This window comes from Kitasatospora sp. MAP12-44, assembly GCF_029892095.1.
Lineage (GTDB): Bacteria > Actinomycetota > Actinomycetes > Streptomycetales > Streptomycetaceae > Kitasatospora.
Genome location: NZ_JARZAE010000004.1, coordinates 5340764 through 5356520, shown reverse-complemented (window position 1 = coordinate 5356520; position 15757 = coordinate 5340764). Strand labels below are relative to the sequence as shown.

The 15757-nt window shown below is 71.2% G+C and carries 11 protein-coding genes and 2 tRNA genes; 3 read left to right on the top strand and 10 right to left on the bottom strand.

All coding sequences use genetic code 11. The annotated features are described in order from the left end of the window. Window positions 1–246: 246 nt before the first annotated feature. From P3T34_RS24800 to P3T34_RS24775, 6 genes are all read right to left on the bottom strand, one after another. Window positions 247–2253: a glycosyl hydrolase family 18 protein gene (locus tag P3T34_RS24800; RefSeq protein ID WP_280668246.1), complete on the bottom strand. Its 2007-nt coding sequence runs from the start codon at window positions 2251–2253 to the stop codon at window positions 247–249. 44 nt (window positions 2254–2297) lie between these two features. Continuing rightward, entirely contained in the window at window positions 2298–3755 is a 1458-nt protein-coding gene (locus P3T34_RS24795; RefSeq protein ID WP_280672359.1) for a glycosyl hydrolase family 18 protein, read from the bottom strand. A gap of 358 nt (window positions 3756–4113) precedes the next feature. Further along, complete coding sequence (locus P3T34_RS24790; protein ID WP_280668245.1) at window positions 4114–6057, bottom strand: AfsR/SARP family transcriptional regulator; 1944 nt, start codon at window positions 6055–6057, stop codon at window positions 4114–4116. A 158-nt stretch (window positions 6058–6215) separates the two neighbouring features. Continuing rightward, window positions 6216–6289, bottom strand: a tRNA-Met gene (locus P3T34_RS24785). A gap of 177 nt (window positions 6290–6466) precedes the next feature. Further along, window positions 6467–6540 (bottom strand) — tRNA-Met (locus P3T34_RS24780). An 89-nt stretch (window positions 6541–6629) separates the two neighbouring features. After that, window positions 6630–9605, bottom strand: coding sequence for a UPF0182 family protein (locus P3T34_RS24775; RefSeq protein WP_280668244.1), 2976 nt, complete (start codon window positions 9603–9605; stop codon window positions 6630–6632). Between the two features lie 201 nt (window positions 9606–9806). On the opposite strand from P3T34_RS24775, the gene P3T34_RS24770 reads away from it, so the two are divergent. Beyond that, a complete protein-coding gene (locus tag P3T34_RS24770) occupies window positions 9807–10370 on the top strand; it encodes a PPA1309 family protein (RefSeq protein WP_280668243.1) in 564 nt (187 codons plus the stop codon). 8 nt (window positions 10371–10378) lie between these two features. On the opposite strand, the gene P3T34_RS24765 is transcribed toward P3T34_RS24770, so the two are convergent. The 4 genes from P3T34_RS24765 to P3T34_RS24750 form a co-directional block, all read right to left on the bottom strand. Beyond that, window positions 10379–11464, bottom strand: a complete 1086-nt coding sequence (locus tag P3T34_RS24765; protein ID WP_280668242.1) for a PDZ domain-containing protein — start codon at window positions 11462–11464, stop codon at window positions 10379–10381. Between the two features lie 43 nt (window positions 11465–11507). After that, window positions 11508–11696 (bottom strand): hypothetical protein, encoded by a 189-nt coding sequence (locus P3T34_RS24760; protein ID WP_280668241.1) that lies wholly within the window; start codon window positions 11694–11696, stop codon window positions 11508–11510. Window positions 11697–11827: 131 nt separating this feature from the next. Continuing rightward, window positions 11828–12268: a molybdenum cofactor biosynthesis protein MoaE gene (locus P3T34_RS24755; RefSeq protein ID WP_280668240.1), complete on the bottom strand. Its 441-nt coding sequence runs from the start codon at window positions 12266–12268 to the stop codon at window positions 11828–11830. A 79-nt stretch (window positions 12269–12347) separates the two neighbouring features. After that, window positions 12348–13496 carry an NAD-dependent epimerase/dehydratase family protein gene (locus P3T34_RS24750; protein WP_280668239.1) on the bottom strand — a complete coding sequence of 383 codons (1149 nt, stop codon included), beginning with the start codon at window positions 13494–13496 and terminating at the stop codon, window positions 12348–12350. A 192-nt stretch (window positions 13497–13688) separates the two neighbouring features. Here P3T34_RS24750 and P3T34_RS24745 point away from each other — a divergent pair, with 192 nt between their 5' ends. Both P3T34_RS24745 and P3T34_RS24740 read left to right on the top strand, forming a co-directional pair. Further along, the gene (locus P3T34_RS24745) at window positions 13689–15194 is read left to right on the top strand and encodes a zinc-dependent metalloprotease (RefSeq protein ID WP_280672357.1); all 1506 of its coding nucleotides are present in this window, start codon (window positions 13689–13691) and stop codon (window positions 15192–15194) included. Next, window positions 15191–15751, top strand: coding sequence for an NUDIX hydrolase (locus tag P3T34_RS24740; protein WP_280668238.1), 561 nt, complete (start codon window positions 15191–15193; stop codon window positions 15749–15751). The genes P3T34_RS24745 and P3T34_RS24740 overlap by 4 nt, the downstream gene beginning before the upstream one ends. The last annotated feature ends 6 nt before the right edge of the window (window positions 15752–15757 follow it).

The window sequence follows — 15757 nt, the reverse complement described above, 5'->3', positions numbered from 1 at the left end:
CCGTCCCCCATGTGGTCCATCGTCGCATCACCCGATACCCGCGTACACCTGCCCCGCGAACATTTGGCGGGTTGGGCCGAGGCCGGCGAGTTTGCCTCAGCGCTTTGTCGATTTCCCGACACTTGCGCCTCACAAACCCCCCGCTGCCAATGGGGATGAACCGAGCGTCCGCCAATAGTACCGGAGGCAGTGCCACCGCTTCGGTGACACTGCCTCCGGCCGTTCACGAACTCTGCGTCAGAGCGCTCAACTCACGGTGAAGTCATCCGCGTAGTAGGTGCCCTGGCCGTACCAGCCGTGCACCCAGATGGTCACCGAGGTGACCGCGGCGCCGGTGGTGAACTTGGTGGAGAGCTGGGACCAACCGGAGCCGCTGGTCCAGGTGGAGGTGTCCGCGCCGGAGCCGGTCACCCCGAGGTAGGTGTAGTTGCCCTGCACCCAGGCGGAGAGCGTGTAGGTGGTGCTGGGCTTGACGGTGACGGTCTGCGAGCACTGTGCGTCATCACTGGCACTGGCGGCGCCCGCGAGGGCGTGCGAGCCGGAGTGCACCGGACTGCTCACCACCGAGCCGAGGTTGCCGGTGCAGGTCCACGGGGCGAGCGAGCCGGACTCGAAGCCGCCGTTGACCACGATGCCGCCGGACGGGCCGGTGGGGGTGGGCGTCGGGGTCGGGGTGGGGGTGGGAGTCGGCGTCGGGGTGGGAGTCGGCGTCGGCGTCGGGGTGGGAGTCGGCGTCGGCGTCGGGGCCGGGCAGCTGGCGGCCGAGCCGTTGGTGTCCGCGACCGCCGCGTTGAACAGCGTGGCGGCCGAGTCCAGGTCGTACAGCGAGAACATCATCGTCCCGCCGAGGCCGTTGCAGTGCAGGTAGTCGGCCGTGGCCTGGAGCGACTGGGCGTCCTCACCGGACCAGAAGTTGGTGCCGTCGTAGAAGTACGCCGCCTGCGAGCTCGGATCCCAGAAGGTGTCCGCCGGATTGTCGACGACCCCCGAGAGCTCCTTGTACATCCGGATGCCCGCCACGCTGCCCGAGTCGGCGGCGCCGGCCGCCGGACCGGTCGCGGTCTGGAAGAGGCCGTGGTTGGCGCCCGCCGGCACTCCGGTCCAGCCGCGGTAGTAGAACGGCACGCCCATGTTCAGCTTGGCCGCGGGGAAGCCGCCCGGTATCCCGTACTGCGGATCGCCGACCGTGTAGGCCTTGATCGCCTCGTCCGCCGAGTACGTGGACGTTCCCGGCGCGATCGGCGTGGAGGGGTCGGCCGGGTTCTGGTAGAGCGGCGCCTGGTGGTTGGTCGGCCCGGTGGGCTCCCAGCCGCCGTGCATGTCGTAGGTCATCGGATCGCCGAACGTCAGGTACTGCCCGATCTGGTCGGTCTGGACGTTCTCGATCTTGTCCTGCCCGGCCGGCAGCGCGGCGGAGAGCGCGTAGGTCTTGCCGTCAGCCGTGCCCTGCGCGTTCAACTCGGCGCGGAACTCGGCCAGCAGAGCGGTGAAGTCCTGCTTGTCGGCGGCGCTGGAGTGGTTGCCGGTGTGGCCGCCGCCGCCCGGGTACTCCCAGTCGATGTCGAAGCCGTCGAAGATGCCCTTGCCGGTGCCCGCGCCGCCGTAGCCGTTCTGCGAGGGCAGGTTGCCCTTGATGAACATGTCGATGCAGGAGCTGACCAGCTTCTTGCGCGAGGCGTCGGTCGCCGCCGCGTCCGAGAAGTACTTGGAGTACGTCCAACCACCCAGGCTCAGCAGGATCTTGAGGTTCGGGTTCTTCGCCTTCAACTCCTGCAGCTGGTGGAAGTTGCCGACGATCGGCATGTTCCAGGCGTCCGCGGTGCCGTCCACACTGATGTCCGAACCGAAGCTCTTGCCGTAGTCGGCGAAGGAATCGCCCGCGCCGTCACCCGCGTTGGGGTTGTTCTCGTCCTGCGAGGCGGCCGAGTCGGCCTCGAAGCAGGTGAGGTTGACCGGGTCGATGTTCTCGAAGTCGTAGATCAGGTAGTTGAGCTTGCTCGCCTCGCCGGAGTTGTTGACGTTCTGGAGGTAGAAGGCGTTCTGGTAAACCGACCACTGGTCGTAGTACGCCACCTTCATGCCGCCCGAAGTCGCGGGCGCGCCGGTCGTGTTGGTCGGGGCGGCCAGTGGGGTGGCCGTCGGGAGGTCCTGCGAGGCCTGGGCATGGGCCATGCCCAGGACCGACATGGCCGCGCCCAGCAGCAGCCCGGCTGCCGAGGTCACCGCCCATGCCGATCGACTGGTTCTGCGCATTGCGTGCTCTCCTGTGCTGTGGGGGAAGGAGTTGCCGGCCGGGGTCAGCTCATGCCGTGGAGGTGGCTGCCGACCGTGCCGGCGATGGAATTGCCGTTGCTGGCATCCCAGTTGGTGGACCAGGTCATGGCTCCGCCGATACCCGGCCAGCTGGTCGGGGGCTTGAAGGACCCGCAGTTGGTACCGCTCGCGAGGCAGTCCAGTGCGTTGTCCACGACGCTCGGCGAGACATAGCCGCTGCCGGCCGCGCTGGTCGAGGCGGGCATGCCCAGACCGACCTGGCTGGGCGCGAGACCGCCCTGCAGCTGGATGCAGGCCAGCGCGGTCAGGAAGTCGACGCTGCCCTCGGAGTAGACGTTGCCGTCGCAGCCGTTCATCGAACCCGAGTTGTAGTACTGTATATTGACGATGGTCAGGATGGACTTGGTGTTCAGCGCCAGCTGGAAGTAGTCCCCGCCGGTGGACTGCATGTCGATCGTCTGCGGCGCCATGGTGAGCACGAAGCCGCTGCCGGCCATCGACGCCAGCGAGTGCAGCGCGTTGCCCATATAGGTGGGGCTGACGCCGTTCTCCAGGTCGATGTCCACGCCGTCGAAGCCGTAGCTCTGCATCAGGGCGTACGCGCTGGAGGCGAAGTTGGCGGCCGAGGTGGCGTCGCCGACCGAGATGGTGCCGTTCTGGCCGCCGATCGACAGGACGACCTTCTTGCCGGCCGCCTGCTTGGCCTTGATGTCCGCCTTGAACTGGGCGTCGGTGTAGCCGCCGAGCTTGCTCGACAGGGTGCTGTCCAGCGAGAAGGTGATGCCGCCGGGCTTCGACGGGTCGGCGTCGGCGAAGGCCACCGCGATGATGTCGTAGGCGGGGTTGACGTCGCTGAGCCGCTGGTCGGTGGCGCCGTTGTCGAAGTCCTGCCAGTAGCCGGTGAGCAGGTGCTTGTTGCCGCCGGGCGGGGGCGTGGTGGGCGGCGGCGAGGTCGGCGGGGGCGTCGTAGGGGGCGGCGAGGTCGGCGGCGGCGAGGTCGGGGGCTGGGTGGTCGGCGGCGGCTGCGTGCCGCCGGGGCCGGAGAGCACCAGGTCGTCGGCGCCGTACGCGCCCGTCCCGTACCAGCCGTGCAGGTAGACCGTCACACTGGTGGTCGACGCGCCGGTGGTGAAGCCGGTGGTCAGCTGGTTCCAGGCGGCGTTGGTGCTCCAGGTGGAGGTGTCCGTCCCACCGGTCCCGCTGTCGCCCAGGTAGACATAGCTGCCCTGCACCCAACCGCTCAACGTGTAAGCCGAGTTGGGAAGAACGGCGACCTGCTGCGTGCACTGCGCGTCGTCGCTGCCCGCCGGGGTGGCCTTCAGCGCGTACGAGCCGGAGTGCACCGGGCTGCTGACCACCGCGCCGGAGCCCGCCGAACAGCTCCAGCCGGCCAGGGTGCCGGTCTCGAATCCCGGGTTCTGCAGCAGATTGCCCGCGTCGAGGCCGACGCTCGCACTGGCACTGCCGCCGGTGGTGAGCAGCACCGCGCCGCCCAGCGTCAGCAGGAGCGCCGTCGCACCGGCCAGCGCCGCCCTGGGGCCCGGATGTGCGGGCCCGGGGCGAGGTCTTCTCTCGGTGGGTCTGATGGCACGATGCACGGTGCGGCTCCTCTGATCAGCAGGGCGGCGCGGCACACCGGGCCGCGCCCGGGACGCGTGACACAGGCAGCAGGGAGAGCGGCCCGGGCAGCATCTCGGGGTGCGCTGCTGGGGCCTGGCCCACAGAGTGGACTAGACCAAATGGGCGGTCAAGACGCTCTGACGGACCGGGGACAACCGGCCCACCGGCAACGTGGTACAGACCTTTGCGGCCACTCGCCGGCCGCGACATCGCCGCACGTCAGTCCGGTCGCCCCGACCACCGGGGGGAGTCGGGCGCCATCCGGATTCCATCCGGCGTCCATCCGGGCGACCGCCCGAAGAGCGCCGCCAGCGGGTCCGCCCGGTATCCACCGACGGCCGTGCGGCGCAGCAGACCGTACTGCGCGAGCAGGTCGAGCAGGTGCTCGGCCCGCTGCTCGCCGAGCCCGAGCAGATCGGCCGCCGCCTGCGCGGTGCACTCGGTCGCGCCCGCCAGGCTCAGCCGTCGGAACGCCTCCCAACCCGCCGGGCCGTCCGGGGCCCGGCGCAGCCGCTCACCGCAGGACGCGAAGGCGGCGCTCACCCCCCGTCCACCGGGGCTGAGTTCGAGCAGGCGGCGCTCCTCGTCGGCCAGCCGGTCGGCCAGCGGGGCGAGCCCGCCGCCCGGGCGCGCGGCCAGCCGGACGGCGACGGCGCGCAGCGCCAGCGGCAGGCCGTCGCAGGCCGCCAGCACCCGTTCCGCGGCGCCCTGCTCGGCGGCGCCCTGCTCGGCGGCCTGCTGGCCAACTGGCCGCTCCCCCACCGCGTCGACCAGTCGGCGCAGCAGCCGAAGCGCCTCGGCCGGCGCCAGCCGGTCGAGCACCACCGGTCGGGCACCGGGGAGTTCGGCCAGTCGGGCGCGCGCGGTGACCAGCACGGCGCAGCTCGGCGAGCCCGGCAGCAGCGCCGACACCTGGGCCTCACCCTCGGCGTCGTCGAGCACCAGGAGCAGTCTGCGCCCCGCGCTGACCGAGCGGAAGAGTGCCGCGCGCTGCTCCAACTCCCCCGGCAGATCAGCCGGTTCCACCCCGAGATCGATGAGGAACCGGCCCAGCAGCTCGATCGCGGCGCGCGGGCGCCCGTCCGGGCCGTGCAGAGCGGCGTACAACTGGCCGTCCGGATAGTGGTGTTGGAGCCGGTGCGCGGCGCGCACGGCGAGCACCGTCTTGCCGATCCCGGGCGGTCCGCTGACCACGGCCACCGCGACCGCCGCCGCCCGACGCGGCGCGCCGGGCTCGGAGCCGGGCAGCAGGATCCGGCCCAGTGCCCGCAGCGCGGCCGAGCGCCCGGTGAAGTCAGAGAGGTCGGAGGGCAGTTGGGCCGGCCGCCAGGCGCTCCTCAGCACCCCGGCGCGGCGGCCGTCCACGGCGGCGAGTTCGAGGGTCGAGTCGCTGCGTAACATCCGCTGGTGCAACTCGGCCAGCTCCCGGCCAGGTTCAAGACCCAGCCCGGTGATCGACAGCCGCCGGGTCTCCACGTAGACCGCCAGTGCCTCGCTGCGCCGGCCGGCCCGGTAGAGCGCCAGCATCAGCAGCGCCCGCAGCCGCTCGCGGTGCGGATGCCCACTCGCCAGCACGGCCAACTCGGCCACCACCTCGTGCTGGCGGCCCAGCAGCAGGGCCAGCTCGAACCGCTCCTCCTCGGTGGCCAGCCGCAGTTCGGCCAGCCGCCCGCGGTGCAGCGCCGCGTACGGCCCGGGCAGTCCGTCCAGGCCGCCGCCGCACCACAGGCCCAGCGCCCGGTCCAGCGTCGCGGCGCACCCGGCCAGGTCGCCGGCCGCCCGCTGCTCGCGGGCGCGCGAGCGGGCGCGCTCGAAGACCTGCAGGTCGAGGCAGTCGGAGCCGACCGAGAGCCGATAGCCGCCGCTCCACGAGGAGAGCACCCCGTCCAGCACCCGCCGGGCCCGCCCGGGCTCCAGCACCTGCCGCAGCCGCGCGACGTAGGTGGCGAGCAGCGCGGGCGAGTTGGCGGTGGCCCGATGACCCCAGACGGCCTGCACCAGTCGCTCGCGGGAGACCGGCTCATTGGCGTTCAGCAGCAGCACCGCGAGGACGGCCTGCTGCATCGCCGGCCCGGCGTCGCACTCGGTGCCGCCGCGCCGGATCCGCAGCGGACCCAGCACCTCGTACCGCAGCGGCGGGTCGTCCGCGTCCTGCGGGTCCATCGGTCCGCTCCCCTCCGCCCCGGGGCGATGAGCGCAGGGCGGACCCAACGTGGACCAGCCGGCGGGCGGCGTCAACACACCTGCCGTGAGAACTGCGGAGAAGCAGTCCGGAAAAACGAAGAAGGCCCGGAGGAGAACCTCCGAGCCTTCAACGAGAGTAGCGGGGACAGGATTTGAACCTGCGACCTCTGGGTTATGAGCCCAGCGAGCTACCGAGCTGCTCCACCCCGCGTCGTTGTGTTGTAAACATAGCACGTCGGGAGCCGAAGCGACGAATCATGAGGCCGAAGCCGCCCTTCGAGATGCACTTCCAAGGCCATCGGCCACCTCCGACACCCACTCCGAAGGACGGAGCTCCGCCGGAAAACGAAGAAGGCCCGGAGGAGAACCTCCGGACCTTCAACGAGAGTAGCGGGGACAGGATTTGAACCTGCGACCTCTGGGTTATGAGCCCAGCGAGCTACCGAGCTGCTCCACCCCGCGTCGTTGTGTTGTAAACATAGCACGTCGGGGGCGTGAACCGTGCACTGCGCCCACCCGGGTGGGCGGGCGCAGTGCACCGGGTCGAGCGGTTACGGCGACGGCGAAGGGCTCACCGAAGCCGAAGCCGACGCCGAAGCAGACGCCGAAGCAGACGGCGGGGCCGAGGCCTTGGGAGTGGCCGGCAGCGAGGCCGGCGCGCCACCCAGCCGCTGCTCCTCGGCCGCGGCAGCGGTCAGCGCGTCCTGCAGCGCCTGCTGCGCCGTGCCATAGCCCGTCCAGTCACCGATCTTGAGCGCGTTCTGCCCGTCCGTGAAGGCCTTCTGTGCCGCCGCCAGGTCCTGCTGCAGGGCCGGGTCGCCGGCACCGCCCGGCAGCGTCGTACCGCCGCCACCCGAGGGCGAGGTCGGCACGGTCCCGGTGGCCCCGGCGGAGCCGCCGAGCACCTTCGCCAGCGCGTCCGACAGGGTGTTCTCGAAGGCCACGTTGTCGTTGCCGTACACCGCGAGCACCTTCTGCAGCACCGGGTAGTTGGCCCCCCGGCCCTTCACGTACACCGGCTCGACGTTGAGGAATCCGCCGCCGACCGGCAGGGTCAGCAGGTTGCCGTACTCCAGGTCCGAGTCACTGCCGTTCTTCAGCAGGGTCAGCTGGTTGGCCACCACCGGATTGGAGTTGAACTGCGACTGCACGAGTTTGGGCCCGAGCGTCTTGCTGTCGCTCGGCACCTTCAGGATCCGGATCTTGCCGTAGTCCGGCCCTGGATCCGCGTCCACCGACATAAAGGCCGCCAGGTTGTCGCGGCCGCTGGGGACGAAGGTGGTGGTCAGCGAGAAGTTCCCCGCGCCGGCCGGCTGGTCGGGCATCCGGACCGTCAGGTAGTACGGCGGCTGGGACTGCCCGCTGTCGTTGGTCGGGTCGACCGGGACCTGCCAGATGTCCGTCCCGTTGAAGAAGGAGTTCGGGTCGGTCATGTGGTACATCCCGAGCAGGTCGCGCTGCACCTTGAACAGGTCCTGCGGGTAGCGCAGGTGCGGCAGCAGCGCGGCCGGGATGGCACTCTCCGGCTGGACCGTGCCGGGGAACGCCTTCATCCAGGTCTTCAGCACCGGGTCGCTGGAGTCCCACTGGTAGAGCGTCACCTGGCCGGTGTACGCGTCCACGGTGGCCTTGACCGAGTTGCGGATGTAGTTGACCTCGTTGGCGGGCGTCAGCACCTGGCCGCGCACGTCGGTCAGCGAGTCCTTGGTGGCGTCGCCCAGCGTCGTCTTGGAGGAGAACGGGTAGCCGTCGGAGGTGGTGTAGCCGTCCAGCACCCAGGTGAGGTGGCCGTTCTCCACCACCGGGTACGGGTCGCCGTCGATCGCCAGCCAGGGCGCGACCTTCTCGACGCGCTCCTTGGGCGTGCGGTCGTAGAGCACCTTGGCGCCCTGGGTGATCGCGCCCGAGTAGAGGATCTGCGGCTCGGAGAACTTCACCGCGTACGCGGCCCGGGTGAACGGGTTGTTCAGCGAGACGCCGCTGCCGCCCTGGTACTGGTAGGTCTTGTCGCCGGAGTCCGAGGTGTAGTCGATCTCCTGGTTGGTGCCGCCGACGATCGAGTAGGTGTCGGTCTTCTCGCCGTAGTAGATCCGCTGCTGGTAGTCGCCGAGCGCGCCCGTGGTGGGCAGGCCGGACTCGGTGAACACCGGCTGGCCCTTGTCGTTGACCTGGTTGCCCTTGGCCGAGACGGCGCCGTAGCCGTGCGTGTACTTGAAGTGGTCGTTGATCCAGTTGTGCTGCTGCACGCCGGTCGGGTCCAGCTCGCGCAGGCCGATCACGGTGTCCTGGGCGTTCGGCTGGGCGCCGTAGCGGTCCACGTCCAGCGTCGACGGGAAGCCGTAGTACGAGCGCTGCTGCTCGATCTGCTGGAAGGTGGGCGAGACGATGTTGGGGTCGAGCAGCCGGATGTCCGCGATGGTCTGGGCGTCCGGGGCGACCGTCTTGGGGTCGGTGGAGGCCGCCGGCGTGTACTGCGAGGTCTGGCTGTCCGCGATCCCGTAGGCCTGCCGCGTCGCATCGATGTTCTGCTTGATGTACGGCGTCTCCTTGGCCTGCTCGTTCGGCTTGACCTGGAACTGCTGCACGATCGCCGGGTAGAGCCCGCCGATCAGCACCGCCGAGAGCGCCATCAGGCCGAAGCCGATCAGCGCCGGGGCCCAGGTCCGGCGCACCGGCGTCAGGAAGAAGAGCACCGCGCAGATCAGCGCGACACAGAACAGGATGGTCTTGGCCGGCAGGAAGGCGTTGGCGTCCACGTACCGCAGGCCGGTCCAGCCCTCGACCCCCTTGTACGCGCCGGTCTTGACCGCGAGCGCGTACCGGTCCAGCCAGTAGGCGACCGCCTTGAGCAGCACGAACACGCCGAGCAGCACCGCGAGGTGGCCCTGCGCACCGGCGCTGGCCCGGCGCCCCGGCCCCTGCAACCGCACCCCTCCGTAGAGGTAGTGCACCAACAGCGCCGCCAGCAGCGAGACGATCACCGCGCTGAAGGCGAAGCCGAGCACGAACTCGTACCAGGGCAGTTCGAAGGCGTAGAACGACACGTCCAGGTGGAACTGGCTGTCCTTCACCCCGAACGGCGTCTCGTTGGTCCACAGCAGCCACAGCCGCCACTGCCCGGAGGCCGCGGCGCCGGCGATCACGCCGATCAGCAGGGCGACGCCGATCAGCGCCCACTTGCGGTACGGCGCCAGGCCCATCCGGTAGCGGTCCAGGCTCTGCTGCTCGGCCGACATCGCCGAGAGCGGCGGGCGCAACCGGTAGGCCAGCCACAGGTTCAGACCCACCACCAGCGCCATCAGCAGGCCGAACACCGCGAACAGCCCGGCCTTCGTCCAGAGCTGGGTGGTGAAGACCGAGGAGTAGCTCACCGACTTGAACCAGAGCCAGTCCGTCCAGAAGCCCGCGAACATGACGAAGGCCAGGAACAGCAGGACCAGGGCACCAGCGGTGAGCACGAGAACCCGCACGCGGCGGGAAGGCGGTCCGACTCTGGGACGGAACCCCGGCCCTCCGCGGTCGGGCATCTGGAATACCAAGGGGGCACCTCTGCTGTTGTGGTCGGATCGGCCGATGGGATTGAGCTGAGCGGGTGATACCGGGTTTGCCGGAGCCCACCAGTGCAACTTAATCAGCCTTGAGCCGAGTTCCCAGGCGTTGGACGCGTTCCATACGGATCCACCGGCTCCCGGGCGCCCCCCGGTCCCGGCTCATGTGAGGATTGAGTCATGTCCGATGCCTTTGAAACCCCCGCCGAGACCGGCCTTCCGCCGGCCGCGACCCCGCTGACCCGCGCTGCTCTGGAGATCGACGAGTACGCCTCCAAGCTCGGCTGGGACCTGCCCGCCCGCCTGTTCGCCCTGGTCGACAGCGCCGAGCTGCGCCGGACCGACCCGAAGCTCGCCAAGCAGCTCGGGCTCGGCCCCGAGCAGGACGGCGCGCTGACCCCGGTCGAGCAGGACGAGCTGCCCGCCGGGACGGCGCTGGACGAGTTCCTCGGCACCATCCAGTGGCCGGCCATGGTGGCCGGCTGCGCCCTGGTGGTCGAGCGCCTGATGCTGCCGCCGGGTGCCGAGAAGAGCCGCCCGAGCAAGGCCTCCGAGGCTCAGCTGGCCGAGTGGGTGGCCAACCACCAGGACCGCCAGGAGGTCCGGATCACCGCCGCCGTGCTGCGCGACGGCAAGCGCGAGACCGCCCTGCGGCTGCGCGAGAAGGACATCGCCCGCGAGGTGCTGACCGGCCCCGACCTGGTCCCCGGCCTGACCAAGGCCCTGCTGGCGACCTTCTCCTAGGACCCGTCCTACGAGGCCGGGCAGGACGGCAGTGCCGCGTCCTGTCCGGCCCGGATCTGCGCGAGCGCCTTCAGCGCGCCGTCCAGGGTGTCCACCTTGATCAGCCGCAGCCCGTGCGGGGTGTTCTTGCCCGCCTCGGCGCAGTTGTCGCTCGGGGTGAGGAAGTACTGCGCCCCGGCGTCGCGGGCGGCGATCTCCTTCATCGAGATACCGCCGATCGGGCCGACCTGGCCGGTGTCCGTGATGGTGCCGGTGCCGGCCACGAACTTGCCCGCGGTCAGGTCGGTGGGCGTCAGCTTGTCCACGATGCCCAGCGAGAACATCAGCCCCGCGCTCGGGCCGCCGACGTCCTGCAGGCCGATGTCGACCTTGAACGGGAAGCTGTGCGTGGTGCCCGGCAGGATGCCCACCATCGCCCGATTGGGGTCGTCGGGCGCCTTGGTGGTGACGATCGTGACCTGGCTCTCGTCGGCCGGGTTCGGGGTGGGTCCGTCCTTGCCGTGCGGGACGACGGTGAAGACCACGCTCTCGCCGGGCTTGTGCTTGGTCACCAGGGCGGCGACCTGGGTCGCGTCGGTGATCTTGGTGCCGTCCACCGCGACGATCTGGTCGCCCGCGTGCAGCTTGCCGTCGGACGGGCTGCCGGTGACGACCGTGGAGACGATCACCTCGGTGCCGACCGGGTAGCCGAGCTCGGTCAGCGCGGCCGTCTTGGCACTGTCCTGCGAGGAGACGAACTCCTGCTGGTTCTGCTGCTCGGCCTGCTGATCGGTCTGGTTCTGCGGGTAGATGGTGTCGTGCGGCACCACCAGCACGTCGTTGCGCAGCCAGCCGACCACCACCGAGACCAGGCTCGGCTGGTAGCTCGCACCGGTGACCTGGACCGTGGTCATGTTGAGGTGACCGGAGGTCGGGTAGGTCTGGTGGCCGGTGATCGAGATCACCGGGGTGCCGGCTTTGTCCTGTGCCCCGAGCGTGTTGTACGTCGGACCGGGGCTCAGCTGCGTGTACGGCACGTTCATCAGCACGGAGGCGCAGAGCAGCGCTATCAGCAGCAGGGTGGCGGCGAGCATCGTCGCTGAGCGGCGTGGCATGGCACGACAGTACGGGACCAGGGCGGGGCGGCGCCCCCCAGGTCTACCGACCGGACCGCTCCGCGGGGGCCTGCGAGCCGGTGCTGCGCTCCATCGCGGCGTTGAACCGCTGGTGCTCGGCGAGCGAGGCACCGTCCCCGGTGGCGCGCGGCGGACGGGCGGCCCAGGCCGCCCAGAGAACGGCGAACAGCCCCGCGACGACAGGGATACCCAACCAGGCGAGCGCAGCCATCTTCGTACTCCCAGCTCATCGTGCCTATCAGCACACTAACCGCCTGGAGAGAGAACGGCTGGAGCGCCATCCGAGTTACGGGACTCCGCGCGCCACCCTCGGCGGCCATCGTATGACCGTGGTCCAGCGGGTCAGCAGGATCCCGCGCCGACCCACTCCTCCTCGCCGTCGGCGAAGATCTGGTGCTTCCAGATCGGCACCTCGTGCTTGAGGTCGTCGATCAGCTTGCGGCAGGCGGCGAAGGCCTCGCCGCGGTGCGGGCAGGAGACGGCGACGATCACGGCCACATCGGTGATCTCCAGCCGGCCGATCCGGTGCACGGCGGCCAGCGCGCGGACCGGGTAGTCGGCGGCCACCTTCTCCGCGATCCGCCGCATCTCCTGGACGGCGCTCGGGTGGGCGCTGTACTCCAGCGCGGACACCGACTTCCCGCCGTCGTGGTCCCGGACGGTCCCGACGAAGACGGTGGTACCGCCGGCGGTGTCGTCGCCGACCGCCGCGTACACCTCGTCGAGGGAGAGCGGGGTCTCGCGGACGGCGAGCAGGCGGATGGGGTCGTGGTTCTCGGACATGGTTCCCATGATGGCCGATCCGCTCAGCCGGCGGCGATTGACGGATTATCCAAACGTCGGATCACCAGCCCGGTCAGCCTCACATCCGGCGCCTCTTGCGGGCCCGTCGGACCAGTGCCGCGGTGCCCACCAGGGCCACCGTCGCCCCCGCCGCGCCCAGGCTGGTCGCGGCCTCCTTGCCGCCGAGCCGGCGGCCGGCCACCGCGTGCTTGCCCGAGACCTGCGCCAGCAGCTCGGCCAGCACCTGCTCGTTGGTGTGGGCCGGTCGCCAACCCACCTCGTGCAGCCGGCTGCCGGAGACCACCCAGGGGTACATGGTGTAGGCCAGATCCCCGGCCGGTGCCGGGGTGAGCCCGAGCCGGTGCAGCCGGGCCGCCGTGCCCAGCGCCAGCGCGGCGGGCAGCTCCATCCGGCGGATCCCGGAGAGCTCCTCGACCTCCTCCTGCTCCAACCAGCCGTCGCAGCCGACCGTCACCTCGCCCTCGACCAGGCCGAGCACGGCGTACTCCAGCGCCGAGGCCAGGTCGTCCAGGTGGCAGAACTGCCAGCAGGGCCGCGAACCGGCCACCACCAGCAGGCGGGGCGCCTCGAAATGCCTGGTCAGCACGGTGTCCACGCCCGGGCCCACCACCACGGCCGGGCGCAGCACGGTGACCTGCAGACCCGGGTGGGCGCGCGGGGCCCGCCGGGCCAGGCGCTCGATCTCCAGCAGGTCGCCGACCAGGCTGGCCTCCTCGGTGGCCCGCAGCTCGGAGTCCTCGGCGAGCGGCACCTCGTTGTCCGCCAGCGCGCCGTAGACCATCGCCGAGGTGCACAGCACCACCCGGTGCACACCGGCGGCCGCGGCGGCGGTCACCACCGTCTGCGCGCCCCGCACGTTGTACGCGCTGCGGGCCCGCGGGTCGGTCTCCATCCCCAGGTCCATCGCGAGGTGGACCACCACGTCGACGCCGCGCAGCCGCTCGGCGACCGCCGGATCACGGACGTCGAGCACCCGCCACTGCACCCCCGGCACCTCGCCGCGGCGGTCGTCGATCGCGAGGACCTTGCGGACGCCGGGCGACTCGACCAGGCGGGCGGCGAGGCGCGAACCCAGCACCCCGGCTGCGCCGGTGACGGCGACGGTGAGCGGTCGGCCGCCGTAGGCTGGAGACGGTGGTCCGCAGGCCGACTGGGCCTCCTCGCCTCCGGTCAGCCCAGAGCGAACGTCCGAGGGCGGGGAACTCACCGGCCATCCTCCACGGTTAGCTTAAGTGCGTACGTACGAGTGTCACGTACCGTCCATCCTGCCCGAGGAGAGGGCTCGGCGGTGCACCCGGCGCGGGCGAGCCCGCTTCGAACCGTCCCCCACCTGCAGTCCCCTTGTTTGCATTTCCCGCCACACCACCCGCGCGTGACGGCCGACCAGATCGAGGAACCCGTGAGCGACCTCCCCTTCGGATTCGGTGTTCCGCCCGAGGAGCCCGAGGACGGCAAGGACGACCAGGCCGGCAAGCCCGGCCAGGGTGAGCCCGGCGAAGCCGGCCAGCCGCAGCCGTTCGGCTTCGGCGCGAACCCGTTCGGCGCGCTCTTCGGGATGGGCGGCGCGGGGGGAGCCGGCGGCGACAACCCGTTCGCCGCCATGATGGGCGGCCTCAACCCGGGTGACCTGGGCGCCGCGTTCCAGCAGCTCGGCCAGATGCTGTCCTTCGACGGCGGCCCGGTCAACTGGGAGCTGGCCAAGGACATCGCCCGCCAGACCGTGGTGGCCGAGCCCGCCGAGGGCAAGGCCAAGGACCGCTCGGTGAGCTCCGTCGAGCGCTCGGCCGTCGCCGAGGCGGTCCGGCTGGCCGACCTCTGGTTGGACTCCGCCACCGAGTTTCCCTCCGGCGCCGGCACCGCCGTGGCCTGGAGCCGCGCGGAGTGGATCGAGGCCACCCTGCCGGTCTGGAAGGAGCTCGTCGACCCGGTCGCCGAGCGGGTCGGCAACGCCATGGGCGGCGTGCTGCCCGAGGAGATGCAGTCGATGGCCGGCCCGCTGATGGGCGTCATGCGCTCGATGGGCGGCGCGATGTTCGGCACCCAGATCGGGCAGGCGCTGGGCGCGCTGGCCGCCGAGGTGGTCGGCTCGACCGATGTCGGCCTGCCGCTGGCGCCGGCCGGCAAGGCCGCGCTGCTGCCGCAGAACGTCGCCGAGTTCGGCGAGGGCCTGAGCGTGCCGGTCGAGGAGGTGCGGCTCTACCTCGCGCTGCGCGAGGCCGCGCACCAGCGGCTCTTCGCCCATGTGCCGTGGCTGCGCGCGCACCTGTTCGGCGCCGTCGAGGCCTACGCCCGCGGCATCAAGGTCGACACCTCCCGGATGGAGGAGTTGATGGGCCGGCTCGACCCGGAGAACCCGGAGGCCCTGCAGGAGGCGCTCTCCAACGGGCTGCTGCAGCCCGAGGACACCCCCGCGCAGAAGGCCGCGCTGGCCCGGCTGGAGACGGCGCTGGCGCTGGTCGAGGGCTGGGTCGACGCGGTGGTGCACGCCGCAGCCGAGCCGCACCTGCCGCAGGCGGGCGCGCTGCGCGAGACGCTGCGCCGCCGCCGCGCCACCGGCGGGCCGGCCGAGCAGACCTTCGCGACGCTGGTCGGCCTGGAGCTGCGCCCGCGCCGGCTGCGGGACGCCTCCCGGCTGTGGGCCTCGCTGGCCGACGCCCGCGGCATCGGCGGCCGCGACGCGCTCTGGGAGCACCCGGACATGCTGCCGACCGCCACCGACCTGGACGACCCGGACGGCTTTGTGCACCGCGGCGGCCAGGAGCCGATCGAGGGCGGGCTCGACTTCGACGCGATCGACAAGCTGCTCGGCGAGGCCGCGGCGGGCCGGCAGGCTCCGAAGGACGCACCGACGGACGAGCCGACCGACCGGCCGAAGGACGACCCGAAGGACGACCCGAGCGCATGATCCACGCCGACGCCGTCCGCGCCCTGCGCGACTGGACCGCAGCCGACGCCGAACAGGAGCAGTTGCGCCGCGACTACCTGGCGCACCTGGCCGACCACCAGGACGGGCTCTGGCGCTCCTGCCTGCCGGCCCACATCACGGCCAGCGCGGTGGTCGTCGACCCGACGGCCGGGCGGGTGCTGCTGACCCTGCACCCCAAGGTCGGGATCTGGCTGCAGATGGGCGGCCACTGCGAGCCGGGTGACACGACGCTGGCCGCCGCCGCGCTGCGCGAGGCCACCGAGGAGTCCGGCATCGCCGGCCTGTCGCTGCTGGAGTCCGGCGGCCTGCCCTGCCCGGTCAAGCTCGACCGCCACCAGGTCCGCTGCACCGGGAAGGACAAGCCGGAGAACACCCACCTGGACGTCCAGTACGTCGCGGTGGCACCGCCCGGCGCGCAGGAGCTGATCAGTGAGGAGTCGCTCGACCTGCGCTGGTTCGACTACGACAGCCTCCCCGAGCTGACCGACGACTCGGTCCGGGTGCTGGTCGCGCTGGCCCGCAAGCTGACGGACTAGGACCGA